This window comes from Acinetobacter sp. MF4640, assembly GCF_002018895.1.
In the GTDB taxonomy this organism is placed as follows: Bacteria; Pseudomonadota; Gammaproteobacteria; order Pseudomonadales; family Moraxellaceae; genus Acinetobacter; species Acinetobacter johnsonii.
The window spans coordinates 25,158-51,758 of the sequence record NZ_MVOM01000029.1 but is presented as its reverse complement, the minus strand read 5'-3'; the positions used below and the strand labels follow the sequence as shown (position 1 = coordinate 51,758).

Annotated in this window: 26 protein-coding genes; 10 read left to right on the top strand and 16 right to left on the bottom strand. The window is 43.3% G+C overall.

The window, feature by feature from the left end; genetic code table 11:
* Nucleotides 1–191: 191 nt before the first annotated feature.
* Nucleotides 192–1,247 carry a serine hydrolase gene (locus tag MF4640_RS11060; RefSeq protein WP_153042476.1) on the bottom strand — a complete coding sequence of 352 codons (1,056 nt, stop codon included), beginning with the start codon at nucleotides 1,245–1,247 and terminating at the stop codon, nucleotides 192–194.
* Nucleotides 1,248–1,462: 215 nt separating this feature from the next.
* On the opposite strand from MF4640_RS11060, the gene MF4640_RS11055 reads away from it, so the two are divergent.
* From MF4640_RS11055 to MF4640_RS11045, 3 genes are all read left to right on the top strand, one after another.
* Nucleotides 1,463–2,098, top strand: coding sequence for a response regulator (locus MF4640_RS11055; protein WP_004692836.1), 636 nt, complete (start codon nucleotides 1,463–1,465; stop codon nucleotides 2,096–2,098).
* Between the two features lie 21 nt (nucleotides 2,099–2,119).
* Nucleotides 2,120–3,688: a sensor histidine kinase gene (locus tag MF4640_RS11050; protein WP_078389590.1), complete on the top strand. Its 1,569-nt coding sequence runs from the start codon at nucleotides 2,120–2,122 to the stop codon at nucleotides 3,686–3,688.
* A 72-nt stretch (nucleotides 3,689–3,760) separates the two neighbouring features.
* On the top strand, nucleotides 3,761–5,125 hold the full coding sequence (locus tag MF4640_RS11045) for a sigma-54-dependent transcriptional regulator (protein WP_413772695.1): 1,365 nt from the start codon (nucleotides 3,761–3,763) through the stop codon (nucleotides 5,123–5,125).
* Nucleotides 5,126–5,129: 4 nt separating this feature from the next.
* Here the strand turns inward: MF4640_RS11045 and MF4640_RS11040 are convergent, their stop codons facing one another.
* The 4 genes from MF4640_RS11040 to lptF all read right to left on the bottom strand — a co-directional run bounded on the left by MF4640_RS11040 (nucleotide 5,130) and on the right by lptF (nucleotide 10,168).
* Nucleotides 5,130–6,305 carry a S41 family peptidase gene (locus MF4640_RS11040; RefSeq protein WP_078389588.1) on the bottom strand — a complete coding sequence of 392 codons (1,176 nt, stop codon included), beginning with the start codon at nucleotides 6,303–6,305 and terminating at the stop codon, nucleotides 5,130–5,132.
* 18 nt (nucleotides 6,306–6,323) lie between these two features.
* Entirely contained in the window at nucleotides 6,324–7,871 is a 1,548-nt protein-coding gene (gpmI, locus tag MF4640_RS11035) for a 2,3-bisphosphoglycerate-independent phosphoglycerate mutase (protein WP_078389587.1), read from the bottom strand.
* A 123-nt stretch (nucleotides 7,872–7,994) separates the two neighbouring features.
* Entirely contained in the window at nucleotides 7,995–9,065 is a 1,071-nt protein-coding gene (gene lptG / locus MF4640_RS11030) for an LPS export ABC transporter permease LptG (protein WP_004692843.1), read from the bottom strand.
* A 2-nt stretch (nucleotides 9,066–9,067) separates the two neighbouring features.
* Complete coding sequence (lptF, locus tag MF4640_RS11025; protein ID WP_078389586.1) at nucleotides 9,068–10,168, bottom strand: LPS export ABC transporter permease LptF; 1,101 nt, start codon at nucleotides 10,166–10,168, stop codon at nucleotides 9,068–9,070.
* A gap of 158 nt (nucleotides 10,169–10,326) precedes the next feature.
* Here lptF and MF4640_RS11020 point away from each other — a divergent pair, with 158 nt between their 5' ends.
* From MF4640_RS11020 to MF4640_RS11010, 3 genes are read left to right on the top strand one after another with little or no spacing between them, the layout of a single operon-like run.
* Entirely contained in the window at nucleotides 10,327–11,775 is a 1,449-nt protein-coding gene (locus MF4640_RS11020) for a leucyl aminopeptidase (protein WP_078389585.1), read from the top strand.
* Entirely contained in the window at nucleotides 11,768–12,175 is a 408-nt protein-coding gene (locus tag MF4640_RS11015) for a DNA polymerase III subunit chi (protein ID WP_004692846.1), read from the top strand. The genes MF4640_RS11020 and MF4640_RS11015 overlap by 8 nt, the downstream gene beginning before the upstream one ends.
* Before the next feature lie 31 nt (nucleotides 12,176–12,206).
* Nucleotides 12,207–12,842: a hypothetical protein gene (locus MF4640_RS11010; protein WP_004692847.1), complete on the top strand. Its 636-nt coding sequence runs from the start codon at nucleotides 12,207–12,209 to the stop codon at nucleotides 12,840–12,842.
* Between the two features lie 86 nt (nucleotides 12,843–12,928).
* Here the strand turns inward: MF4640_RS11010 and MF4640_RS11005 are convergent, their stop codons facing one another.
* The 7 genes from MF4640_RS11005 to glnK form a co-directional block, all read right to left on the bottom strand.
* Nucleotides 12,929–13,477 (bottom strand): VTT domain-containing protein, encoded by a 549-nt coding sequence (locus tag MF4640_RS11005; protein WP_004692848.1) that lies wholly within the window; start codon nucleotides 13,475–13,477, stop codon nucleotides 12,929–12,931.
* 145 nt (nucleotides 13,478–13,622) lie between these two features.
* Nucleotides 13,623–14,282, bottom strand: a complete 660-nt coding sequence (locus MF4640_RS11000) for a riboflavin synthase (protein ID WP_078389584.1) — start codon at nucleotides 14,280–14,282, stop codon at nucleotides 13,623–13,625.
* A 23-nt stretch (nucleotides 14,283–14,305) separates the two neighbouring features.
* On the bottom strand, nucleotides 14,306–15,604 hold the full coding sequence (locus tag MF4640_RS10995; RefSeq protein ID WP_004692850.1) for a DNA adenine methylase: 1,299 nt from the start codon (nucleotides 15,602–15,604) through the stop codon (nucleotides 14,306–14,308).
* Nucleotides 15,601–16,704, bottom strand: coding sequence for a bifunctional diaminohydroxyphosphoribosylaminopyrimidine deaminase/5-amino-6-(5-phosphoribosylamino)uracil reductase RibD (ribD, locus tag MF4640_RS10990; RefSeq protein WP_078389583.1), 1,104 nt, complete (start codon nucleotides 16,702–16,704; stop codon nucleotides 15,601–15,603). Before ribD ends, MF4640_RS10995 begins: the two co-directional genes overlap by 4 nt.
* Before the next feature lie 14 nt (nucleotides 16,705–16,718).
* Nucleotides 16,719–17,177 carry a transcriptional regulator NrdR gene (gene nrdR / locus MF4640_RS10985; protein WP_004692852.1) on the bottom strand — a complete coding sequence of 153 codons (459 nt, stop codon included), beginning with the start codon at nucleotides 17,175–17,177 and terminating at the stop codon, nucleotides 16,719–16,721.
* Nucleotides 17,178–17,328: 151 nt separating this feature from the next.
* Nucleotides 17,329–18,732, bottom strand: a complete 1,404-nt coding sequence (locus MF4640_RS10980; protein WP_010325684.1) for an ammonium transporter — start codon at nucleotides 18,730–18,732, stop codon at nucleotides 17,329–17,331.
* Between the two features lie 59 nt (nucleotides 18,733–18,791).
* A complete protein-coding gene (gene glnK / locus MF4640_RS10975; RefSeq protein ID WP_004281042.1) occupies nucleotides 18,792–19,130 on the bottom strand; it encodes a P-II family nitrogen regulator in 339 nt (112 codons plus the stop codon).
* Between the two features lie 275 nt (nucleotides 19,131–19,405).
* On the opposite strand from glnK, the gene MF4640_RS10970 reads away from it, so the two are divergent.
* Complete coding sequence (locus MF4640_RS10970) at nucleotides 19,406–19,633, top strand: accessory factor UbiK family protein (protein WP_004692854.1); 228 nt, start codon at nucleotides 19,406–19,408, stop codon at nucleotides 19,631–19,633.
* A gap of 65 nt (nucleotides 19,634–19,698) precedes the next feature.
* Nucleotides 19,699–21,186 carry a YifB family Mg chelatase-like AAA ATPase gene (locus MF4640_RS10965; protein WP_078389582.1) on the top strand — a complete coding sequence of 496 codons (1,488 nt, stop codon included), beginning with the start codon at nucleotides 19,699–19,701 and terminating at the stop codon, nucleotides 21,184–21,186.
* 108 nt (nucleotides 21,187–21,294) lie between these two features.
* Here MF4640_RS10965 and MF4640_RS10960 read toward each other — a convergent pair whose 3' ends face one another.
* Both MF4640_RS10960 and MF4640_RS10955 read right to left on the bottom strand, forming a co-directional pair.
* The gene (locus tag MF4640_RS10960; RefSeq protein ID WP_078389592.1) at nucleotides 21,295–22,038 is read right to left on the bottom strand and encodes a TorF family putative porin; all 744 of its coding nucleotides are present in this window, start codon (nucleotides 22,036–22,038) and stop codon (nucleotides 21,295–21,297) included.
* A 346-nt stretch (nucleotides 22,039–22,384) separates the two neighbouring features.
* Complete coding sequence (locus MF4640_RS10955; RefSeq protein ID WP_004692874.1) at nucleotides 22,385–23,155, bottom strand: TorF family putative porin; 771 nt, start codon at nucleotides 23,153–23,155, stop codon at nucleotides 22,385–22,387.
* Nucleotides 23,156–23,614: 459 nt separating this feature from the next.
* Between MF4640_RS10955 and MF4640_RS10950 the strand changes: the two genes are divergently transcribed.
* Nucleotides 23,615–24,928, top strand: a complete 1,314-nt coding sequence (locus MF4640_RS10950) for an OprD family outer membrane porin (protein WP_005401006.1) — start codon at nucleotides 23,615–23,617, stop codon at nucleotides 24,926–24,928.
* 102 nt (nucleotides 24,929–25,030) lie between these two features.
* On the opposite strand, the gene ppa is transcribed toward MF4640_RS10950, so the two are convergent.
* Both ppa and MF4640_RS10940 read right to left on the bottom strand, forming a co-directional pair.
* The gene (gene ppa, locus MF4640_RS10945; RefSeq protein ID WP_004692877.1) at nucleotides 25,031–25,555 is read right to left on the bottom strand and encodes an inorganic diphosphatase; all 525 of its coding nucleotides are present in this window, start codon (nucleotides 25,553–25,555) and stop codon (nucleotides 25,031–25,033) included.
* Nucleotides 25,556–25,672: 117 nt separating this feature from the next.
* Entirely contained in the window at nucleotides 25,673–26,077 is a 405-nt protein-coding gene (locus MF4640_RS10940; protein ID WP_005401007.1) for an MAPEG family protein, read from the bottom strand.
* A gap of 107 nt (nucleotides 26,078–26,184) precedes the next feature.
* Here MF4640_RS10940 and MF4640_RS10935 point away from each other — a divergent pair, with 107 nt between their 5' ends.
* Nucleotides 26,185–26,565: a hypothetical protein gene (locus tag MF4640_RS10935; protein WP_004692879.1), complete on the top strand. Its 381-nt coding sequence runs from the start codon at nucleotides 26,185–26,187 to the stop codon at nucleotides 26,563–26,565.
* The last annotated feature ends 36 nt before the right edge of the window (nucleotides 26,566–26,601 follow it).

The window sequence follows — 26,601 nt, the reverse complement described above, 5'->3', positions numbered from 1 at the left end:
AAGTGAAGGAGCTGTCTGCTGAAATGCTGAACTTAAATTCTGAGAAAAAGTCATAAAAAAATGAGCGTATCTGGATACGCTCATTTTTACCGCATTTCAGCTATTTTGTCTTAACTGATCAGCATTACTGCATATGCAGGGCTTTTTTATGACTCAATTTTTGTTGTTGAGTGAACAAAAACAAAGTCGGGTTAAATGCGTTTTGGTAATTGGCTTGCCCAGTTCATTAGGCGCGTTGCATCATTGGTACGTGCTGCAGATGAGTCTGCGCCCAATAACACCACCACTGCTGGACGGTTATTTAAAGTGGTATGCATCACCACACAACGACCGGCTTCATTAATGAAACCTGTTTTTGAAATATTAATATTCCAACCACCATTACGAACCAAGGCATTGGTATTGTTTGATTTCAATACACGATAGCCCAAGTTAAAATCATAGCTTGCTGTGGTTGAGAACTGACGAATCAGACCATACTGAGACGCAGCATTGACCAAAATACCTAAGTCACGTGCTGAAGCGACATTACCCGGATGCAGACCAGTCGATTCCATATAATGGGTTGAATTCATGCCCAAAGATTTTGCTTTGGCATTCATCGCCGAAACAAAGGCTGAGCGACCACCCGGATACGTCCGTGCAAGCGCTGATGCTGCTGGGTTTTCTGACTTCATTAATGCAAATAACAATGCTTCTGCACGGTTCATACTGTCCCCTGCACGCAGTGACGAGCTTGAACTTTTACAACCCGAACAGGAAAAGTCCGCTTGCTGTAAAGTAATGTTTTCAGACATATTTAAACGCGCATCTGAAATCACCACCGCCGTCATCAGCTTAGTAATCGAAGCAATTGGCAGCGCGGTATTACTGTTTTTACTGTACAGCACTTCACCTGTATTGCCATCCATCACCAGTGCTGCACGAGCATTCACACTGGGTTGGTTGGAATATTTCGAGGTATCGAAAATTTGTACCGTTTTTGAGGTACTGTTGTTCGTCACCACACCATTAGAACTGCGAATACTGGTGGTGACTTTTGTTGAACCCTGAGGAGCGTACTCTTCAGGATCTTCCATGAGATCATCATTCAGAAGCTGTTCTGCATCTGCCGCAGACCAGCTCATGCTTGCTTGGCTTGGCCCCGAGCTCGGGTTCATCACCAAGTCTGCAAAGCTATGGGTACTGACCGTCATTGCAATCGACCATCCCAATAGATGCATTAAAAATTTATTTGATTTTTTCACTTTTCTTCACTCAACTTCATAACCCATAAGATACATTTGCGTATTCACGCCAATATGCCTTACATTTGTACACAATGCGAACAGCATTGCCGTCGACAGCGTGCATATCTTTTCAAATAAGCCTAAGAATAGGATTGCTAATTTTGTCGTTTCATTGCAAGCTTATTTTGCTTTATGTAACAAAAAATATGGTTTTTATAGTGAGGAAGAGCTAGGTGATCACAGTTTTAGTGGTAGATGACCATGAGTTAGTACGTACAGGGATTTGTCGAATGCTCGAGGACCATGCCGATGTTCAAGTCATTGGCCAAGCTGAATCTGGTGAAGAAGCAATTAATCTCGTCCGTCAACATCACCCGAATGTGGTTCTGTTAGATGTCAACATGCCAGGGATTGGTGGCGTTGAAACCACACGCCGCTTACTGCAAACCGCACCCGAAACCAAAGTACTGGCAGTCAGTGGCCTAGCTGAAGAACCGTATCCTTCCCTGTTACTCAAAGCTGGCGCCAAAGGCTACATTACCAAAGGTGCGCCCGTGACCGAAATGGTACGTGCCATCAATAAAGTGATGCAAGGCGGCAAATATTTCAGCGCTGATATTGCTGAACAACTGGCCAGTTCTTATCTATCGGATACACAAACCTCACCTTTTGATGCTCTGTCTGAACGTGAAATGCAGGTGGCGATGATGGTCGTGAATTGTATTAGTGCACAGGAAATTTCTGACAAGCTTTTTGTCAGCGTAAAAACGGTCAATACTTACCGTTACCGAATTTTTGAAAAGCTCAACATTGACAGTGATGTGAAGCTGACTCACCTTGCTATTCGTTATGGTTTAATTAAACCCTGATGCAAGCTGACTAACACCCACATGCTGCAATACTCAACCAATATTCAGTTAAATCAATACCGTCTAGGTGTTTGGTATGCGTCTTATCGACTGTTTATTGGTTGCTGTTTATTGTTGGTTTATCTGCTGACTTATGAGCAACTGTTTTCCAATTATCAATATCCAGTATTGTATCGTTCTGTCCTGATTGGCTTTATTTTTATCAGTGCCTTTCAGCTATTGAGCCTCAAGCATGTGCGCAAGCGCATACCACTTCAGCTCACCTTGTTATTTATCGTCGATGTCATTAGCCTCAGCTTACTTACTTTCGCCACCGATGGTCCGAACTTACAGTTAAGTTTATTGTTTGTGATCACGATCTTTGCCTCTTCTGTATTGGTCGATAAACAAAAAGCACTCATCATTACGTTGATTGCTGTGATTACACTGGTTTATCAACACTTTATTGGAACGCTATTTTCAATTAGTTCACTGAATACCATTGGCAACAGTGCCGTGCTCGCCTTTTTGTTCTTTGTAGTTTATGGGTCTGGACAAATTGCAGTACGACGTTTTCAAGTCCTTGAAAATTTAAACTTCTATCAGTCCCAAGAACTGGATCAACTGCAAAACATTAACCGTTATATTTTAGAGCAAACCGAGCTCGGCTATTTGGTTCTCGATGAAAACTGCCACATGGTGCTGAGTAATCCTGCCGCATGTGCATTATTGGGTATCTCCCCGATTTATGCTCACGATAAATATCCTTTGTACAAAGCACAGCCTGATTTATTTGAACTCCTCAAATTCGACCAACTGAAGAATGGAGAAAAATTCCAATTTACATCCCAGCTGAGTCGCTTTCAAATTCAGATCGAAATTCAAAAACTACAAGTACCGAATCAGACACTCACCTTATTCGTCCTGCAAGATGCACAAAAAATTAATCAACGTGTACAACAACTCAAACTGGCTGCACTGGGTCAACTTTCTGCCAGCATTGCACATGAAATCCGCAATCCACTGGCAGCCATCACGCAAGCCAATGAATTAATGCAACTTAACGACCCACAACAAGAACTGTTGCATAACATGATTGCCAAACAAGCCTCACGGATTGATAAAATTATTGGCGATACACTGAACATGGCACGCAGTAAAGAAACCTATCCGACCTTGATTGATGTCGCCTCTTTTTTAGAACGTTTTATCGTTGAAGATTTGCCCGATGTCAAAGATCAAATTGATTACCGCATTTCCGATCAAGCTCAGATTCAGTTTGATGAACAACAACTGAGGCAAGTGCTGATCAACCTGATTCGAAATGCCATTCGGCATAATGCAGCTGAAGCCGAGCACATTCACATTCGAGTCTATAGCTATAAAAACCTCGTCCACATTGATGTCTGCGATTTTGGTGAAGGGGTCGCCACTCAGGATCAAAGCACCCTGTTTCAACCGTTTTTTAGTACCTCAATCAATGGAACTGGGTTAGGATTATATTTATCCCATAGTTTCTGCGAAGCCAACCAAGCTAAGCTATACTATGTAGAACAAAAAATAGGGGCATGCTTTCGGATTGAATGCCCCCGTATAAACAATGACGTGTAATTTTTGGGGTTAAACGTGGAAAAAAAACCACTTGTTTTATTGGTGGATGACGAACAAGACTTATGTACACTGATGCAAATGTCTTTAAGTCGGATGGGGATTGATACACATATTGCCTATCGCTTACAAGAGGCGGTTCAAGCCCTGAAAACGCATCAATATGATGCCTGTCTAACCGATCTTAATTTACCCGATGGTAATGGTCTGAGCTTGGTCGATTTTATTGCTCAAAATTATCCTAATTTGCCTGTTGCAGTGCTGACTGCTTACGGCAATATGGATATTGCGATTGCAGCACTTAAAGCTGGTGCGTTTGATTTTGTCAGTAAACCAATCAACCAAAAACATTTAGAGCAACTTTTACAAAAAGCCTTTAATCAACCCATCAATCAGCTGCATATCCAAGAAGATACGCTTGAACATCGTCTGCTGATTGGTCAGTCCCTTCCTATTCAACAGCTACGCATAACCTTAAAGAAAATTGCACGCTCGCAAGCCCCTGTCTTTATTACGGGTGAATCAGGCACTGGCAAAGAAGTGGTGGCTAATCTGGTACATCGCCTGAGCAATCGCAATGAAGGGCCATTTATTGCCATTAACTGCGGTGCCATACCGACCGAACTGATGGAAAGTGAATTGTTTGGACACCGTAAAGGCAGCTTCACAGGGGCCACTCAAGACAAACAAGGGCTGATTCTCTCTGCACATGGCGGCAGTTTATTTTTAGATGAAATTGCCGAGTTACCGCTCACTATGCAGGTGAAACTGCTGCGCGCGGTACAAGAAAAACGCATTCGCCCAATTGGGAGTGACACGGAAATTGATGTCGATTTTCGTGTGATTAGTGCCAGCCATCAAGACCTAGAAGCACTGGTACAACAAGGCAAGTTCCGTCAGGATTTATACTTCCGCATCCATGTCATGGACATTGTACTGCCTGCTCTACGTGAGCGTGGCAATGACATTATTCTTTTGGCACAACATTTCATTCAGAAAATCTGCCAAGAATGGGACATCCCAGTCAAAGCATTGAGTGAACGTGCACGTGAATTTTTATTGGCCCAATATTATCCAGGCAATGTGCGTGAACTACGCAATATGATGGAACGTGCCATCACTTTAAGTGATGAAAGCAGTATCGACTTACCACACTTGCAAACAGCTCCACTGCGACCGATTGCTCAGACCAGCTATGCCAATGCCACGCAACAAGGTGCTGTTGGCAATGATCAGCTCAGTCATGTGCCTTCGCGTAAATTGCCCGAAGAGGGTCTAGAGCTGTATTTAGAAAAAATTGAAAAAGAAATTTTGATGAATGCGCTCAATCTCACCCATTGGAACCGAACACTGGCGGCTAAAAAGCTCGGCATGTCTTTCCGTTCTTTACGTTATCGCTTGAAAAAATTCGGGCTAGATGGCGAAGACGATTCCGTTTAAAGACTTAACGACGATTCATTAAAATCTCTGCCACATGTTCAACATAGCTTTCGTCTTTGAGTTCATGTGGCATCGGATACACTTGATTCGGTGCAATCCCCACCCCCTCAATCATTTGCCCACTTGGGGTGTAATAGTGTGACACGGTCATTTGTAAGGCTGCACCATTGGAAAGCGGAAACAGTTTTTGCACCACGCCTTTACCATAACTTTTTTCACCCATCACCCACGCCCGTCCATGCTCCTTCAACGCAGCGGTAAACACTTCCGCAGCCGATGCAGAGCGGTCATTAATCAAAATGCCCACTTTTAAATTTTGAAACTCGAGGCTAGGTAAGGCCTGAAACTGCTGATCCCCTTCGGAACGGCTTTGAGTTGAAACAATCACCCCTTGATTTAAGAATAAATCGGCAGATTCAACTGCGGCAGACAACAGCCCCCCGGGATTATTTCTGAGGTCTATCAAGACCGCTTTTAAACGCGAAGACTGATGCTCTTCAATCAGTTGCTGAATTTCATTGGCCGTATCCTGCTGGAATACCCGCACCTTGAGCACCAAAACTTGGTTATTCAACAGTTGCGCCTGAATATCGGTTTCAACCTTTTTGGTTCGGACTAAATTGATCGGGGTTGAGTTGGCTTTCAACTGCAAGCTGACGGTACTACCAATCGCCCCACTGAGTAATTCATTGACTTGAGCATGGTTGAGCTTGCGTAGCTCTTGATCATCCACTTTAAAAACGGAGATCCCATTTTTTAAGCCCAGTTTGCTGGAATCTGAGTCAGGTTTTAATCCACGAATCAACCATTGTTGTAAGCGAGAATCAAACTCTAAGCTGAAGTCAACTGAAGCCAAATCCCCTTCGGTATATTGCACCAGTTGTTTATATTCTTGAGGAGATAAATAGCGAGAATAACGGTCTAAGCCACTGACTAAACCTTTAATGGCCTGTTGAAACAGTGCTTCATCACTACGTTCAGCCACATAATTGTCTTTGACTAAACCGTAGATTTGCACAAATTGTTGAATTGATTCAATTGGAACCTCAACATAACCTTGTTCCAGTTCATCATCAAAAGCGGGGGCTGCCGCAGTTTTTGCAACAGCCCCCATCGGGTGGATCAGACTCAGACCTAAAGCAATCACTACACCTATTGAAGTCCACGATGCTTTTGCCATTTACCCACCCAAATTGATTTATACGTCTAATGTAATTAAGTTACGACCTTGCATGTCTGCTGGAACAGGAAGATGCATCAAGCTTAACAAGGTTGGTGCGACATCGGCCAATACGCCCCCCTCAGCAATGGTTGCTTGAGTTGGGCCGACATAGATAAAAGGCACCAATTCTGTCGTATGCTGAGTATGCACCTGACCACTGTGATAATCCTGCATTTGTTCAACATTACCATGGTCAGCCGTAATTAACATATGGCCTTTTTGTGCCATCACCGCCTCATAGACACGGCCTAAGCATAAATCAACAGCTTCCACTGCTTTCACTGCAGCATTAAACACGCCCGTATGACCAACCATATCGCCATTGGCATAGTTCACCACCAATAGATCAAACTCGCCTGAGTTAATCGCAGTCACCAATTCATCGGTTACTTCATAGGCGCTCATTTCTGGCTTGAGGTCATAAGTAGCAACATTTGGCGAAGGAATCAAAATACGTTTTTCACCTGGATATTCATCTTCACGACCACCACTGAAGAAGAATGTCACATGTGCATATTTCTCAGTTTCAGCAATACGCAATTGGGTTTTACCAAGGTCTGAAAGATATTCACCAATCGAGTTTTTTAATGCTTCAGGCATATACGCCACAGGTGCATCAATACTGGCTTGGTAGCGTGTCAACATCACAAACTTAGATAAGTTTGGTACAACTTTACGCTCAAAGCCTGCAAAATCTTTTTCAACAAATGCTTTGGTAATTTCACGCGCACGATCCGCACGGAAATTCATAAAGACAATGCTGTCACCATCTTGAACTTTCACGACATCGCCAATGCGTGTTGCTTTGACAAATTCATCAGATTCGTCTGCGGCATAAGCCAAGGCTAAACCTTCAACTGCTGTAGCTGCAGTACGTGTTGCTTCAGACTCTGTGAGTAAACGATAGGCTTGTTCCACACGGTCCCAACGGTTATCTCGATCCATCGCAAAATAACGACCAATCAGACTCACAATACGACCTTGATTTGGATATTGAGCAAACAATGCATCTAATTTTTCTAAAGAAGGCTGTGCACTGCGTGGTGGGGTATCGCGACCATCTAAGAAGGCATGAAGGTATACAGTTGCACCGCGTTTTAACGCAAGTTCAGCCATGGCAACAATATGATCTTCGTGTGAATGAACCCCACCTTCAGACAATAGCCCCATGATGTGCAACGCACCACCCGCGGCTTTGGCTTTTTCAACGGCATCAACCAAAACTTCATGTTCGAAAAAAGCACCCGTACGAATGTCTTTGGTGATTCGGGTAAAGTCTTGATAGAGCACACGACCTGCGCCCAAGTTCATATGGCCCACTTCAGAGTTGCCCATTTGGCCATCTGGCAAGCCCACGTCTTCACCAGAACCTGAAATTAAGCTATGCGGATGCTTTGCTTCAATCGCTGTTAAATTCGGTCGATTCGCTGCTAAAAATGCATTGTCTTCGATCGCTTCACGGTGTCCCACACCATCCATAATGACCAGTACGTGAGGGATTTTGCCAGCAGTTGCATCCGCCATAATAAGCACTCTTTTTTTGTCTACAAATTCATCGCTCTATCTTACCGAATTTTCGGTCAAGACTCTATGCAGGCATGATGGTTTAACACCATCATCCGCATTGTTTTCTTCAATATCGTACAGTTATCGCGCACGTTGTAATAAATAACCACCTGCGACAAACATCAGTAAAATCGGCACAAAAACGAACCATGCGGGTGAAGGTGAATAAACCAAACTTGCATAACCCAAGAAGTCTTGCAGGTAAAAGAAACCTAGGCCTGTAAACAGTGCAATCACCAAACGAAAGCCCATCGATTGTTGGCGCAGTGGGCCAAAAATAAAGGAGCAGGCAATCAACACCAAAGCAATCAAGGCAAATGGAGACGCCACTTTCTGCCAAAAAGCCAACTGATAAGTTTTAGGCACTTGGCTGTATTCATGCATATAGCTCATGAAACTGACCAATTGACTCGGTGAAAGGTCTTCAGGGTCAATCGTCACCATGTGCACATATTTCGGCTGCAGTGCCAGTGCCAAAGGCGTTTCAGCGGCCTTTTGTGCCGTAGCATTGCCTGTCGGCAGCAAATCAACTTGGGCCGTATTTTCTAAAATCCAACGACCATCTTGCACAAACTGACCTTGCTCAGCATTTAAAACGCCTTTCAAACGAGCATTATTGTCAAAGTCGACCACTTGCACATTTTTCAGCTGACCTTGAGAATTGGCATAATCGACATAAATAAAACGCTGCCCTTCTCGTGTCCAGTAACCACGTACTTCACCGAGCTCAGCCGCTGTTCGATGGCTTTTCACACCTTTGGCTTGCTCATTGGTATATGGAATCACCCATTCACTTAAAGCAAATGACAGTACCACCAAAATTAAAGCTGAACGAATCACCCAACCAACAATCCGCCAAAGACTCACCCCCACTGAGCGCATCACAATCAGCTCACTGTTTGAAGCCAAAGTGCCCAGTCCCAGTACCGAGCCAATTAACGCGGCAATCGGTAGAATCTCATAGAGATATTGCGGCGCCCCCCACAGTACGTAACGTAAAGCATCCCAAGCGCCATAACCTTCTTTAAGAGAGCCTAACTCACCCAAATAGGTAAACAGAATTTGCAAGACCGATAAAATAGCGGTAGCACCCAGCATCGCCATCGCGGTGGTTTTGGTCACATGTTTTGCGACTATACGACGTGCGAACATGATTAAGACCCCGCTCGTTGTAATGTTTTCTTAATTTTCGGGGCCAGCTTTTGTTTACGCGAAAACAAAGCCGCTGCTATCGCATAGATCACCAAGATCATTGGATAAGCCCAAATCCCCATTTCTTCTTTACTGACTCGGGTTTTAATGGCCATCAGCGCCACGATTAAACTGGCAAAAATAAGCAATGCAGGAAACAGCTTTAAGTAACGTCCTTGGCGTGGACTCACTTCAGATAAAGCCACAGCGAGAAGCAACGCCACTACAATGGCAAACGGTACAAAAATACGCCAGCCCAACTCACTCGCCACAACAGGATCATGACGATTATCCCAAAGTTTCATGGTGGACAATGCTTCAACATCGGCACTTTCAAACTTTGCTTCTTTATCATTTTCTAAGCGTAGGCGATAAGACTGGAACTCGGCTTGGCTATAACGTGGCTGTCCCGGATAAATTTCATAACGGCGACCTTGCACCAAATCCACGACATTGGCTGGATCATTTTCAATTTCAACCCGCGTGGCTTCTTTGGCCAAAATCATCACATCAGGCTTACCCTCTGCTTGAGCGCGTTGATAGAAGAAGATGTCTTTGAGGTTTTTACGGTCTTCGGATAAGTCACCCGCATAAATGGTATAAGGCCCCGATGAAATAAACTCTTTGGGTCGAACCAAATCAAAACCAGTACGCACCGCCTGACTGGTGGTGAGCTGCTCAAACTGACGAACACCCCACGGCGCCATCCAAAGCATCAGCACGGCTTGAACGGCAAGAAACATCACAGTCATAGGAATCAGCAGTCGCCCCAATTGGTTACGACTGACGCCACTGCCATTGAGTACCGCCATTTCATGATCGACATACAAACGACCAAAAACCAGCATCAGCCCAATAAAAAAGCCTAGAGGAAGAATCAGCGTTAAAAATTCAGGCAAACGATAGCCAATAATGCTAAATAAAATACCTGCATCTAAGCGACCCTGCGCGGCTACGCCAAAATACTTGATCAAACGACCGCCCATCATGATCAAGGTCAATAAGGCGATCACAACCAAGGATGTCGACACCACTTGTTTGACCAGATAACGCCGAATAATCAAATTAATTCTTCCAAAAATAGGTGAATAAAAACTAGCGCTAGTTTACCCGAATAGTGAAAATATAAAACCTGTACTCTTGTTGCACTTTGCAACTCTATTCATGTTAATGTTTCAGTGGTTTAATCATTTTCAAACTTTATAAGGCTTAAATAAAACTTATGAAACTCTCTATTAATACGTCATTCACAGAGAATACGTCTAGCCAATTTTTGTTGATATTAGTAGATTCTGAAAACACGCAACATCTTGCAAATGCTTATCAAATTAATGATTTAAACAACTTAATTGAAGCGACTCAGTTTAAAGCCGCGTTCAATGAAACCTTGAGCCTCATTGGTCAAATTCCAACAAGCTTCAATACAGCCTTGGTCGGTGTCGGGAAAGCAGCTGAATTACAAGCAGCAAAGCTGGTGAAAATTGCTCAAACCATTATCAAAGCTTCACAAAAAAAATTCAAACACATCAGCCTTGACCTTTCAGCCCTTCCAGCTGAACTCCATTATTTATTTGCCCTCAGTTTGACGCAAGCGGCATATGCTTTTGATGAATTCAAATCGAAAAAAGCCGACAACGTACTTGAACAGATCAGCCTCATTGCCGCCGAGTCGCCGCTAAATGCTGCGCAACTTAAATTGATTGAAGCCGTGCAATCTGGTCAAAGCTTTGCTCGTGACTTAGGCAACCGTCCGGGCAATATCTGCTTCCCTGAATATTTGGCAGAGCAAGCCTTAGAACTGGCAGCCCAATATCCTGACCTACTCCGTGTTAATGTCCTTGATGAGCAGCAAATGGCGGATCTGGGCATGCATTCCTTCCTTGCGGTGAGCAAAGGTTCAGACCGCCCAGGCCGTATCATTACCCTTGAGTATCAAGCTGAACGTACTGAAGCCCCAGTGGTCTTGGTCGGTAAAGGAATCACCTTTGATACAGGTGGCATTTCATTGAAACCGGGCGCTGGTATGGATGAAATGAAATATGACATGTGTGGTGCAGCATCGGTTCTAGGGACACTCCGTGCTCTATGTGAATCACGTTTAGCCATTCATGTCGTAGGTACGATTGCTGCAGCTGAAAATATGCCGTCAGGCAAAGCTACACGTCCGGGTGACATCGTGAGCACCATGAGCGGTCAAACCGTTGAAATTTTAAATACCGATGCAGAAGGTCGTTTGGTGCTGTGCGATACATTGACCTATGTAAAACGCTTTAACCCTGAACTGGTCATTGATATTGCAACCTTAACAGGTGCCTGTGTCGTGGCACTCGGTTCAGTCTTAACGGGTATGTTTACCCCAGATGACAAACTGGCGGCCGAACTGTCTGAAGCAGGTCAAAATAGCTTTGACCGCGTCTGGCGCATGCCTGTGATTGATGACTATCAAGAACAGTTAGACTCTCCATTTGCCGATATTGCCAACATTGGCGGGCCAAAAGCTGGTGCCGTAACTGCAGCGTGCTTCTTGCAACGTTTCACCCGTGATTACCGCTGGGCGCATTTGGACATCGCAGGTACAGCATGGAACTCGGGTGCCAATAAAGGAGCAACCGGTCGTCCAGTACCCTTATTGATGCAATTCTTAGCTCATCGTGCGCAGTCTAATGGCTAATATTAGCTTTTATCTGTTTGAACAAAGTCCTGAACGACAAGTCGAAAGTGCTTGTCGTTTATGTCGAAAAATCTTGCGTCAGCCAGAGCGAATCTGGTTGTATGCAAGCGACCCTGAACTACAACAGCAACTGGATGAGCGTTTGTGGAGTTTTGATGATACGAGCTTTATTCCACATGGCATTGATCAAATCGATGCCCGCATTTGTATCTCAGCGCAACTGCCTGAACAATCCGACTGGATTGTGTTCAATTTTAACGATCAAGCTCTTGAACAGTTCGAAAAATTTAGCCACATTATAGAAATTATTGAAAATAACGAATCGGCCAAACAACAAGGTCGTGAAAAATTTAAACAATATAGACGTCTCGGGGTTGAAGCTCGAACCTTCAAGCTTTAATTGATTCCCCGTCTAAATAAGGAGATGCGTAGTGGCATTGAATGTTGGTCCAGATTTTAAACAGCGCTGGTTAAAGGTACCTGATGCTGTTCGTCAGGCCTTTATTGATGACCTGAGTCGCGTCTGCGATGTACTCAAACCTGAAACAGGTTTGCACAGTTGGATTGAACAAGACCAACGTGCTCAAGCTGTCTCGATCCAACGAATTGAACAAGCGTATGCCGATCTGAAAGCACAGCTGATTGAAGAAGCGCGGATTCGCAAACAACAAGCGTTAGAAAAATCACTGGCAGACAAACGCGCAGCACAGGAAGCTTATGCGGAGAGCCTCAAAAAAGATGAAATCCGTCAGTTCAATGAGCAAACCCAAGCTTTAAATGTGATGCGTCAAAGTGTCGATCAGGAAATTTCGAGCTACACTGCACGCTATGAGAAAACGCCTGAACAAGCTCTGGACTATGCCAAAGGTAAATTTGGTATTGATGACTCACAAATTTTGTCTGAGTTAGAAAGTGTCCGTTTACGTTTAGAGCTTGAAGCGGAAACCTTAATTGAAGAGTCTGTAGTCAGCTACCGCAGTAAGCTGCAAGCCGCGGCTCAAGAAGAAATTGACTATATTTTGAAAAATTCAGACTTTTCTGATGAAGTGGTATCCAACTCTGCCTAACTGGCCTTGGCTTCCGTTCAAACTCACTTCGGTGAGTTTTTTTATGCACTCTTGTTTTTTCTCGGCTGATGTGATCTGTCTCGATCTCAAACCAACACATCAACCATAAACGATAAGGTATTGCCCACACCATAACCAATCGCCAACAAACTACCAATCCAAATCAGGCCACCGGTCACGTTATACCACATAAAAGTCGCCAAGCTCATATGCCCTGCGCCCGCAGCAAAAGGCGCGAAAGAACGCACAAAAGGAATAAAACGTGCCACTAAAATGGTTTTACCACCATGCTTTAAGAAATATTGATTGGTCTTCATCATATATTCGGGTTTCAGCCAACGCGAATGCTGATGGGCAAATTTAAAGCCCAACTTCTGACCAGTATAATAATTGACGATATAACCCAATACCGCAGCAATCATCATCAAAATACCCATGGTGTGGATATGGATTAAATCCGAGCTGGAACATAGGGCACCAATGGCAATCAGTAAACTGTCACCCGGCAAAAAGAACATAAAAACGAAGCCCGTTTCTGCAAAAATAATCAGAAAAAGAATCGCATAAATCCAAAGGCCGTATTCTGCAAGCAGTACGGGCAATAATTGTTCTAGATGGAGAAAAAAATCAATCATTGTCACCTATCCGTGCAATGAACTGCGTACTATCTTTCATCATACTCAATTGCTTACCTATTCATTTCAAAAGAAAAACTCCCTCATTTTGGGCAAATAGGGAGCTCATCTTTTGTCTATTCTTGCTGCAATCTAAACGATTTTTCTATTTCAAGAAACCATTTTGTGCCAAAAAGTCTAAACTAATTTTAGATTGTGAGGGAGTTTCCGCAGCTTTATCGCCCATCATCAGCCGTTCAATGTAGCGTGCTAACACATCCACTTCAAGGTTCACTTGACTACCTGCTTTCCACGTTCCAATGTTGGTTCGTTCAGCGGTATGCGGAATTAAATTGAGGCTTAAAATACGCCCACGCAAATGATTAATGGTTAAACTGATCCCATCGACCGTAATCGAGCCTTTTTCTGCCAAGTAACGTGCAATCTCAGCTGGCGCAGTCACTTCAAAATAAAGCGAACGTGCATCTTCACGCACAACGGTGATTTCACCCACAGCATCGACATGACCTGACACAATGTGTCCACCAAAACGTGTGGTTGGTAACATCGCCTTTTCCACATTTACACGTTGTCCAGCTTTCCAGTGGGCCAGCGTGGTTCGGTTTAAACTTTCACGTGAGACATCTGCAGCATACCAGTGCTCACCCCAGTCAATCACTGTGAGGCAAATGCCATTGGTGGCAATCGAGTCACCCAAATGTACATCTGACATATCAAGATCCGTACCAATACGTAACCGCACATCGCCACCGACATTTTGTACGCTTTCAACTGTGCCTAGACTTTCAATGATCCCTGTAAACATTTCTGATTTCTACCTCTATATTTTTACCACAGCGCCAACTGTGTCGTGACCCCAGATGTATCGACTCCACCCAATTCGGCATAATGGTACAACTGCCCCAGTAGCTGACGAATTGGCGGACCTGACTTGGCATGGGTATCGGTGATCACAATAAACTCTAACACACGCGCACGCTCAGACTGACGCTGTTTACTCACGCGATAACGCGGTACATCCTGCGTTAATAAAGTCACGCGACCTCGCTCCAAATTGGCTTTGAGCAAGTCCCCTGCTTCAATATTACCATCGGTTGAATAACTGGTCAGAATGTAACGTGCATTGATGGTGGACAGTAATTTTTCATATGCCTCTTTGGCATACTTTGACGAGTTATAAGGGCTCGGACGCTCTTTGCGCCACGCACGGTCAATTCCGCTTTTAAAACCTTTGGTGTCTGGTGTTGGTAAATCTACCTGATCCCATAGTGTTAAAGCATTTAAAACATGATAGTTACTGCTGTAGGCATGTTGGTTATAGGGTGGATCTAGATAAGCTACATCGACCTCAAAACTGCTCATTTGATTTGCCAAATGCTGTGCATCGACACACCACATTTCAGCCATCGGATTCTTTTGCTTATTATCACCCACTTCACTAAAACGACTTGGAGTTAACCACAACAAGGATTCAATCCGCTCTAGCGCTGTTTGGGTTTTACCGCCCCAACCGTGGTGGAAACTTTTAAAGACGCCGGAAGTATTGCTGACAAAACTGGCTGAATAAAGTAAAGGTGCCAGTAAAGCAGACATCTCTACATCATCGATTGCACCTTGTGCCTGCCATGTGGCAATTTGCTGACGAATCGCATCGATACGCATGCCGTTGCGACGTTTGAAGAACAAACGATCTCGGCTTGGATCATAGATCTCATCATTTCGCGGACACAGATTATGCGTTACCCAGCCCTTAACTTCAGGCAAGCGGTTTAAATAATCAATGGCTTTTTGATAACCACCCAACTCTTTAAATGCAGGCGCTTCGGTACAAGCCAAAATGGCATGGTTCAGCGCATGGCTATACGGTTCCCAGTCATTGGCAATCACGCGATAACCATTTTGACGCGCCAAACGCGAGACCACACCTGAACCTGCAAAGAAGTCAGCAAAAATAGGCGCACGACCATCTGCACGGTTTAAAGTCCCTGTACTCTCGAGTGCCTCTAAAATCAGATGTAACAGGCGGCGCTTATTCCCCAAATAAGGAACAAGTTGATGAAATAGATATTCATCGGTGGTACGTGCCGCGTGACGACGTTTATGATAAACCGTAGACTCTGAACTCATAATGACTCTTGAGAAGGGGTAAGCGTTAAGCGCACATCATCACCCAATTGTGTGACATCCATAAGCTTAAAGCGGAGTTGCTCTGCCATCTGAGAAAACTCAGCATTGAACATTGCACGTGCAGACTGACCCAATAAGGTTGGTGCTACATAACTAATCATTTCATCGACCAACTTCTCTTGTAAAAAAGCCGTCGATAACGTTGCACCTGCTTCAACCATGACATCGTAAATCTGATGCGATTGAACCAACTGCTTTAATAACTGATCTAAAGGCTGAACAGCAAACTGTAGCACGCCTACATCGGCCAATGCTTGGCGATAAGGCCCCATTACCATCACGGTATCCGGCTGCTGTAAAATTTGGGCCGTCAGCGGCAAGCGGCCTTGACGGTCTAAGACCAGACGTTTCGGTTGTACAACTGTTGTCAGATCCGCAACACTCTGAAGCTGTCTGACATTGAGCTGCGGATCATCGGCCAGCACCGTTTCAATCCCAGTGATCACGACGCCAGAAATGGCACGAAAATGCTGAACATCTAAACGTGCGGCTGGGCCTGTAATCCATTTTGACTCACCCGAAGCCATTGCCGTTCGACCATCTAAACTAGAAGCAACTTTTAAACGTACATAAGGCATGCCAGTAGCCATGGCTTTTAAAAAACCAGCATTCAACTGATGCGCTTCGGTTTGGCAAATACCGACATCAACCTCAATGCCTGCTTCTTTTAAAATTTGTACCCCTTTACCGGCCACCAAGGGGTTAGGATCTGGACAAGCAATCACAACACGCGCCACACCTGCCTCGACCAAACCTTTGGCACACGGCGGTGTACGCCCATAATGCGCACAAGGTTCTAAAGTGACATAAGCCGTTGCGCCTTGGGTCTGTTCGCCCGCTTCACGCATCGCAAAAACTTCTGCATGTGGCTGACCCGCTTTAGGGTGATAACCCGTCCCCAGCAACAGCCCATCTTTCACAATGACACAGCCTACATTTGGATTTGGCTTGGTGCTGTATTGACCTTGCAGTGCTAAAACAATCGCTTGTTTCATCCAAGCTTGGTCAGCGTGTAAAGCACTAGACTGTAATTCAGACATGGATGCCAACTCGCTTAATGTTCACGTTGTTGCATTTGTTCAATTTGGTGACGAAAGGCATCGACATCTTGAAAGTCTTGATAGACCGATGCAAAACGCACATACGCAACATGATCCAATGAAAATAAAGATTGCATAACAATTTCACCAATGGTGCGTGATTTCACATCACGCTCACCTAAACGGCGGATTTGCAGCTGAATATCGCTCAAGACGGTTTCAATTTGCTCTTGCGTCACGGGACGTTTTTGTAAAGCATGCATCAAGGAACGACGCAATTTCGCTTCATCAAAAGGTTCACTTTTTCCATCCGACTTGATCACACGAGGCATGACCACTTCATAACTTTCAAAGGTTGTGAATCGTTCACCACAACTAATACATTCACGACGACGACGAATTTGACAACCTTCAGCGGCCAAACGTGAGTCGATCACTTTACTGTCTTCAGCGTTGCAAAATGGACAATGCATAGTGGTTAAATTGAACAAATTTGAATGGTTTTAGAGTGTAGCAAAAATTCGGTGTTTTGTAGAGTTTTACGCTAGATATAGAAAAAAAACAGCCCTTTCGGGCTGTTTCACACAATATATTGATTATACTGTTTATTTATTATTCTATTGATTAGTCCACACGTTCACCATGTTGGCTCAAGTCTAGGCCCATACGTTCATCATCAGATTCAACGCGAATTCCAATCACCAGATCAATCACTTTCAAGATGATGAAGGTTAATACTGCTGAGTATGCAATCGTTGCCAATACCCCTTCAACTTGAACCCAAAGTTGATGCATTACATCACTTGGTGCTTTGTCGCCCATGATGAAATCGCTGGCAAAGAATGCTGTTAAGATTGCACCGACAATACCACCGACACCATGTAAACCAAACGCATCTAAAGAGTCATCGGCTTTTAAAGCACGTTTCAATGCACTGATACCCCAGAAGCATACCACACCACCGATTAAACCCATCGCCAGTGCACCGCCGACAGTCACAAACCCTGCTGCTGGTGTAATCACTACAAGACCAGCAACCGCACCAGATGCAGCACCGAGTACTGAACCTTTACCACGTGCAACTTTTTCAGTAATTAACCAAGAGATTGCCGCTGCTGCTGCTGCTACTTGAGTCACAAGCAATGCATAACCTGCTGAGCCGTTTGCGCCCAATGCAGAACCCCCGTTGAAACCAAACCAGCCTACCCACAGTAGGCTTGCACCCACAACGGTTAATGCCAAGTTGTGTGGAGCCATTGATTCACGACCTAAGCCCATACGTTTACCAAGCATATATGCAGCAACCAAACCTGCCACACCTGAGTTGATGTGTACAACGGTACCGCCGGCAAAGTCGAGTGCGCCATCATTTGCTAACCAACCACCGCCCCATACCCAGTGAGTAATTGGTGCATAGACCACGACTACCCAAATCGAGATGAAAGCGATAAATGCGCCGAATTTCATCCGTTCTGCAATTGAACCACTAATAATGGCAACGGTAATGATGGCAAAGGTCATTTGGAAAATAACGAATAGAACTTCAGGAATCGTCCCTGTGAGTGCATCTGTGGTAATCCCAGTCAGCATGAACTTATCTAAGCCACCAATAAAGGCATTGCCCTCACCAAAGGCCAATGTATAACCAATGATGACCCATGCAATACTTACCACTGCTGCAGCAACAAAGCTATGTGCCATAGTGCTTAAGACGTTTTTCTTACGAACCATACCGCCGTAGAATAACGCTAAACCTGGAATGGTCATTAATAAAACCAGTGCTGTGGAGACTAAAATCCACGCCGTATCACCTGTATCTAATGTTGGTTCTTCTTCTGCAGGTGCGGGTGCTTCTACTGGAGCAGCAACGGCTTCAACTGCTTGTACCGCTGGAGCAGCCACATCCGTTGTTTCAACCACTGTGACTTGTTCTGATGGAGTTGGCGCTGTTGCTGCTTCTTCAGCCCAAGCAACAGAACCACCTAAAAGTGCGCCAGATAAGCTCAGCGCGAATAGCATCTTTTTCATTCGTATCCCCCAACCTAATTTGTGCGAGTTATGTGTTACTCAGCAAACTTCATGCCAAATTAAACGGCATCGGCACCTGTTTCACCTGTACGGATACGGATGACTTGCTCTAAATTTGTGACGAAAATTTTACCGTCGCCAATTTTTCCTGTACTAGCCACACGTGTGATTGACTCAATCACCGCGTCGACCATTTCATCACTGATCGCGATTTCGATTTTTACTTTTGGTAAGAAATCAACAACATATTCAGCGCCACGATAAAGTTCAGTATGACCTTTTTGACGACCAAAGCCTTTGACTTCAGTTACCGTGATCCCTTGAACACCAATTTCAGACAGTGCTTCACGCACATCATCCAATTTAAACGGTTTTACAATTGCAGTTACGAGCTTCATGTTTGTTTTCCTTCGGCTTATTTCACCAGTAAGGTTTTATGTTCAAATTTCATGCCAAAAATTCTTAGGTTGGGGGGAAAAGAAAGTCTGACATGAGTTTTCTTTATACCCTATTCTATACATTTAAATGCGTTTTGAGCTTCAAAATTCAGGTTTTTTAGTCGAAGATTTATGATTTTTTTACAATCGATGAAATCATATTTCATCTGAAAGGCTATAGAGTCAGAAGCAGCAATGGTACACTGCTGTCACTTCTCCAACTGTTGGATATAGAAATGATTGAAACTTTATTACAAGCCATACTGGAACAAGTCGAACAACCTAAACAAGACTTAGAACATAATTTACGCGCACTGCTGAATGAAGCAGTCACCAAGATGGATTTGGTTTCCAAAGATGAAATTGAACGTCAACGTACTGCACTGAATAATGCCAATTTGCGTTTAAATGACTTATTGAAACAAGTGGAAGCTTTAGAGTTACGCATTCAGAACAAAAAATGAGCACCTGTTTGGTGCAACAAAAGACGCATAACGAATTAAAATAATGCACTATAATGGAACAAAAGATGTCTTTTGCCAAAATTTACACTCGAGCTTTGCTCGGTTTACACGCACCTTCGGTTGAAGTTGAAGTTCATCTGAGCCAAGGACTACCCTCTTTAACTATTGTGGGGCTTCCTGAAGCAGCCGTTCGGGAAAGCAAAGATCGGGTGCGCTCCGCCATTATCAATAGTGGTTTTCAGTTTCCGACCAAACGCCTCACCATCAACCTTGCACCCGCAGACCTGCCCAAAGACAGCTCACGACTGGATTTGCCTATTGCACTGGGTATTTTAATTGCCTCTGGTCAGCTCCCTGAGCAAGGAACTGAAAATTTTGAATTTATAGGTGAGTTGGCACTTGATGGGCAACTGCGACCAATTTCAGGTACTTTAAGTATTGCGATTGCCTGCCAGCAAGCTGGGCATCAACTGATTTTACCTGAGGCCAATGCGCAAGAAGCCTCTCAACTGCCCAACTTTCAAGTGTTTGCAGCGCAACATTTAAAACAAGTCTGTGAGCATCTGTCGCAAAACCATCTCATCCAACAGTTTCAACCCACGGCGCTAAAAGCCTCACAGCACTACAAATTTGATTTGGCCGATGTTAAAGGTCAACTGCGTCCGAGACGTGCCTTAGAGATTGCGGCAGCAGGTGGTCATTCTTTGCTATTTAAAGGACCGCCAGGAACAGGGAAAACCCTATTGGCTTCACGTTTAGCCAGTATTCTCCCACCCTTGAACACGCAAGAGAATTTGGAAGTGGCGAGTATTTACTCGGTGGCCAATCATCAACATCCTTTTGGACAGCGGCCATTTCGTGCACCGCACCATACAGCTTCTGCGGTTGCCTTAGTCGGTGGCGGGTCACAACCCAAACCCGGTGAAATTACTTTGGCACATAAAGGCGTGCTGTTTTTAGATGAACTACCAGAGTTTGACCGCAAGGTTTTAGAGGTTTTAAGACAGCCGATTGAAGCCAAAGAGATTGTGATTTCGCGTGCTTCACGGCAGATCACCTTTCCAGCCAATTTCCAACTAATTGCCGCAATGAATCCGTGTCCCTGTGGTTATGCGTTTAATCAAGATAGCCGTTGTCAGTGCTCAGCCGAGGCGATTAAACGCTACCAAAACCGCATTTCAGGGCCGTTACTGGATCGGATTGATTTACATATTGATGTACCACCCTTGCATGCTTCTGAATTGCAGGACACACAAGTCGTAGAAGACTCGGCAACTGTACGTGAGCGCGTGATTCAAGCTTATCAATGGCAAATGCAGCGCCAAGCTTGTCTCAATATGGCCTTATCACCCAAACAACTGGAACAGTTTGCGCCACTCAATGAACAAGCCGCGCTGATCTTTGAAAAGGCACAACAGCGCTTAAACTTATCTGCTCGGGGGTATCACCGTATTTTAAGAGTGGCCAGAACCATTGCCGACTTAGCGCAGTCTGAACAGATTCAAACAGGCCACTTAACCGAAGCCCTGTCTTATCGTGGGCAACATCACTAAAACGGCTGACTGTTCATAAAAACTGACAAGTTAGAGCGAAATCCCATCGCCGATAAAAAAAGCCCACTCGATTGGAGTGGGCTTTTTTATATTTAAGCAGCGTACAGCTTAGAACTCATACTTCAAACCGAAGACAACTTTGTTCTTTTGTTTTACGTCCGCACGGTCATAACCACCCAAGGTGTAATTCATACTTGCGGTTAAACCTGTTTCAGCTAAAGGTTTGCTCACGCCCACATCAAAATGACGGAAACCAAAACTCTCCGTCGTCCCTAATGCTTCTTCATAATCGCCAGAGTCTTGATAAGCATATAAGCCCAATGCCGTATCTAAGCTGAAATCATTCGGCAATGGATAACTATAAGTTGCCTTAATATAAGTATCACCCGCGTTACTCCAAGTGGTATCTTCCAGTAAAGTCTGTACAGTGACGCCAAAGTCTTTGTAGCTTAAGCCAAGCAAAGTTTCAAAACCGTTGGTATCTGAATTATCTGTTTCATAGTAATAATAATAAGTCGTACCAATAGTATAGCCGAGATTATCATTAATTGAGCCGTTATAGCCCGCGTAGAAATTGTTTTCAAAGGCATCACGGCCTTCTTCAACCAATGAATAACCCAGTGTAGAACCCCACCAACCTGCATAAAAACCAGATGCGTGGCTGTAATCTAAACCACCTTGAATAGTCGCATCTTCATTTTCAGGCGTATTGGTAATACCACGTAAGTTATAACTAGAAAAAACCCCAATATTCCCTGACACAGAATGAACGGACGTTGCTTCATCTGCATAAGTGAATGTAGAAGCTGCAGCTACCACAGCTAAAGATAATGCCTTAAGTGCAAATTTCATGGTTTGATTCCCCCACATCGTATCCGACGTCTTTTGGTTATTTCGATAAACTCATGTAGGTAGTAGCAATAGCTATGCCACATTCAATTCAACATCAGATACACCTTTTACAAAATCATTATAAATAATTGTTTTTATTAAAATTATTTAAAATATAAAAAATTGAGCTCGCACTCAACTTGATCGTTAAACCTCTTCGCGGTGAATTGAAGCCAAGCCCATCAAGCAAACATAATTGTTTACAATATGCGCTATTTTGAGACTCATCTTTGGAAGGTACGTTTTTAAGTGCATAAAAAAAGTGCATCCCCAACCGATCTGGATGCACTTTTCATATCTACAACATTTAAAAGTTGTAAGTTAAACCCAGCACCAGATGGTCCTCTAAATCCTCGCCCATACGATTATGCACACCATAAATATAATCCGCAGACATCTCGATCCCTGTCTCTGCAAAGGGCCTACTCAGGCCTAAGCGAACTTCATTAACAGTAAAGTTCTTCTCTGTAGTGAGTATGGCATCATCATGCTGACGATAAATCGATGCACCAATTGAACTATTGAATTGAAAGTGTTGTGGAAGAGCATAATGATGTGCAAGGCTTAAATAAGTATCGCCCGCGTTGGCATAGCTCACATCCACTAAAGCCACCGTGACGCCTACATCAAAGTCTTTATAGCTCAGACTATTTACAAATTCCGCTCCAGTTGTACTTCGGCGTTCTGTGCGATCCTCACTATAGACCGAGCCGCCATCATTATATAAATAAGTCACAATATGCGAGCGGTAGCTTAAATCTGGACTGAGTGCGCCTGCATACCCCATATAAAAATCATGCTCAACACCGTGATCTTTACTGATATCCGCTGCATCATAATTCAGTGTTGAAGCCCAATAACCAGCATATAGACCAGATGCATGTTCATATTCAAGCCCTGCTTGTAGGGTAGGCTGATCATTTTCAATACCCCCACGATAAATATACTGACTGAGCACAGCAAGGCTTCCACTGAGTCCACCTTCTGAACTTTGTTGCTGTGGCTCACTTGCGTTGACCAACATACTGCCAGTGGAAAAAATTAAAAATAGTGCAATTTTATGTGAATTCTTATGCATTTAAGTTCTCGAAATTTCTTTAGACATGAATCATTTACTGATTCCATACCCATAAATTTTAAAGCTATTTTTTAACAATAGATCAATTTTTCCTAGGTAACTGCTGTGTAATTCATCGTTTGCCAATCTGGCTATGGGTGATTTTGAGCTGATTCCAAAAGATTAGAAATGACTGAACACTTTGATTCATAAGCTAAAATGACCTCACAGTCTATATATTATATTCTGCAATACATAGCAAAAAACAGAATTAAGAAGAGAAAAATAATTCAATGTTTTATAAAGATTTATTTTAGTAAACCGAATATTTTAACTAAAATTAAAATATTTCAAACATATCGCTTACAAAAAAATGCATTACTTTAGTTGAATATGTTAAATAAAAATGACAATTTTTCAGCGATTACTTATACAATTGCTGTTCTCTTTCCATCCAATTTGTATAAGGTTCGCTCCCCAATGCAAAACACAAAAAAATTAGCATTAGCAGTTTTAGTACAAACTGCACTTATATCAACAGCTTTTGCGAGTGAGCAAAGTGAATCTAAAGGTTTCGTTGAGGACGCTGAAGGATCAGTGTTATTTCGTACTGGTTATTTAAGTCGTGACAAGAAAAATGGTGTAGCTGATACAAGTTCAGCAGCTCAAAGCGCAATAGTTAAAATTGAGTCTGGTTATACCAAAGGTATCGTTGGGTTTGGTTTAGGCGTAGTTGGTGATGGTTCGTTCAAATTAGGCGAAAATAACCATGCTGGCAACCAAATGATTCCATTGCACAACAATGGTGCAAAAGATTCAAATGGCCATGTTGATGCTTATGACCACTGGGCTCGTGGTGGCGGTATCGTCAAAGCGCGTATTTCAAATACTGAAGTGCGTTATGGTACTCAAGTACTCGATTTACCTGTTCTTGCAAGTAATACTGGACGTATGGTTCCTGAATATTTTACAGGTACTTTATTAACTAGCCACGAAATCAAGAATCTTGAAATTGTTGCTGGTAAATTTACTAAGAACCAAATGTCTGATCAAATCAAAACCGATGCTGACGTCAATGGCAATGGTCTTGATCGTGCAATTGTTTGGGGAGCTAAGTACAAATTTGATGACAATTTAAATGCATCTTATTATGGCTTAGACAGCAAAAATGCTCTTGAACGTCATTATGTAAATGTGAACTTTAAACAGCCTTTAGCGAATGACAGTTCATTAACTTACGATTTAAGTGCTTATCATACTAAGTTTGATGAAGCAGCAAATACTTATTCACAAACCACTGATAACTTATCAGATCGTAAGAATGATATTTGGGCTCTTTCTACAGCTTATAATACTGGCGCACATAACATCATGGTTGCATACCAACAAAACAGTGGTAATGTTGGTTATGACTATGGTCAAAATGCTGATGGCTTCCAAAGTATATACCTTCCAAACTCATACCTTTCTGACTTTATTGGTAACGATGAAAAATCTGCCCAAATCCAGTACAGTCTTGATTTTGGTAAATTAGGTATATTACCAGGTCTAAACTGGACAACTGCATTTGTATACGGTTGGGATATCAAAGTCAAAGATATGACGAATGATGCGCAAGAGCATGAATTCTTTAACCAAGTGAAATATACAGTTCAATCTGGTTTTGCTAAAGATGCGAGCTTACGTTTACGTCATTCGTACTACCGTGCAAGTGATGAATATCAAACAAATGCATACATTGGTGACACCAACGAATGGCGTGTTTGGTTAGACATTCCTGTGAAATTCTTCTAATTTCTATGGAAAAGCTAATCTAATAAAAAACCTGCACATTGTGCAGGTTTTTTATTGAAGCCTACAATCAAACACAGTTCAATCGAGGCTTCATAGACAGAATTATTTTGCTGCTTCGATTGCTTTAAGCACTTCTTGCTTAGCAACTTCAGAACCTTCCCAACCTGTTAATTTAACCCACTTCCCTGGCTCTAAGTCTTTATAGTGCGCGAAGAAGTGTTCAACTTGTTGAATCAGTAAAGGTGGAAGATCGGTATATTCTTTCACGTCTTTATAAATTGGCGTTAACTTGTCGTGTGGAACTGCGATTAATTTCGCATCGATACCACCGTCATCTTCCATGTTCAATTTACCCACAGGACGGCAACGAATTACTGAGCCTGGTTCAACTGGATGCGGCGTTACAACAAGTACATCTAATGGGTCACCATCTTCAGACAAGGTGTTTGGTACATAACCATAGTTCGCTGGGTAGAACATTGCTGTACCCATGAAACGATCTACAAAAAGCGCATCCGAATCTTTATCAATTTCATATTTGATTGGTGCTGCATTTGCAGGAATTTCGATGATCACGTAGATATCGTTCGGTGCATCTTTACCCGCAGGGATATTGCTGTAGCTCATAACATCACTCTTTAACAAGTTAAATCTTTTAAAAACCGCATCGATTATAACGGTTTTTGAGAAAAAAATATTTCTGCGATTATACATCCACTGGGTGAAAATATGTATGTTTCGCACTTAGCCCATTGTCAGTCGAATGACCAACAATAATAAACAAATTGGGCAAAGCAGTGACAACAGCCAAACGATCGATCGAAGCGTCGACCAGTTAGCCAAATAACAAATGCCATACACCACACGAAAGACAAGATAGGCAATACCAAACGTCATAGTGACCACTTGCGGAATCACCATATATTCAGCCATTAAGATGGCGGCAATAAATAACGGTAAACTCTCAAAACTATTTTGCTGTGCCGCATTGGCACGTGCAGCCAGACCAGTCGTTTTGGCGAGAAATTCACGCGGATGTTGATTATCTTTGGCGCGAAATCCTGCTGTTTTTTTAGCAATGATTGTAAATACGTAAGGCAGTAAACAAGCAATTAAAATGAGATAAATAATCCCGCTAATGCTTTGCATTGGTTTTTTCTCATCAAGATCATTTCGACGGCTATCATAGCATGGCATTCCGAGGATAAATTTGGTTAAATTATAGTGTTTTTATAATTTCCCGATGAGACTCCAGCATGGCTAGCCCTGATCAAAAAGAAATGTTCGACGTGCTCGAAATTCAGCGTCAACATCAACGCCACGTGGATCGTGTTTTAAAGATTGTGCTTCCCGTTACTGCATTTTTATTGGCGGTCATTTGTGCCAATATGAATATTGGTTCGACTCTTGGCACACTGGTCATGCTGATCATTGCATTTTGGATGGTCGGGATTAAACGTCAAAACCTATGGTCTTGGTTGCTTGCAGTGACCGTCTATTGTCTGATCGATAATGTCCTGAGCTTTGGTAGTTTTGCTTTCCCAGCCTTTAGTCGTCAGTGCGGTACGATGCTGACCTTTGTTGGCATCTTGGGCATTGGCCGTCCCTATATCGACCGCTGGTTAATGAAAAATTAAATGCGAACATGAAAAAAAAGCGCCTGATGGCGCTTT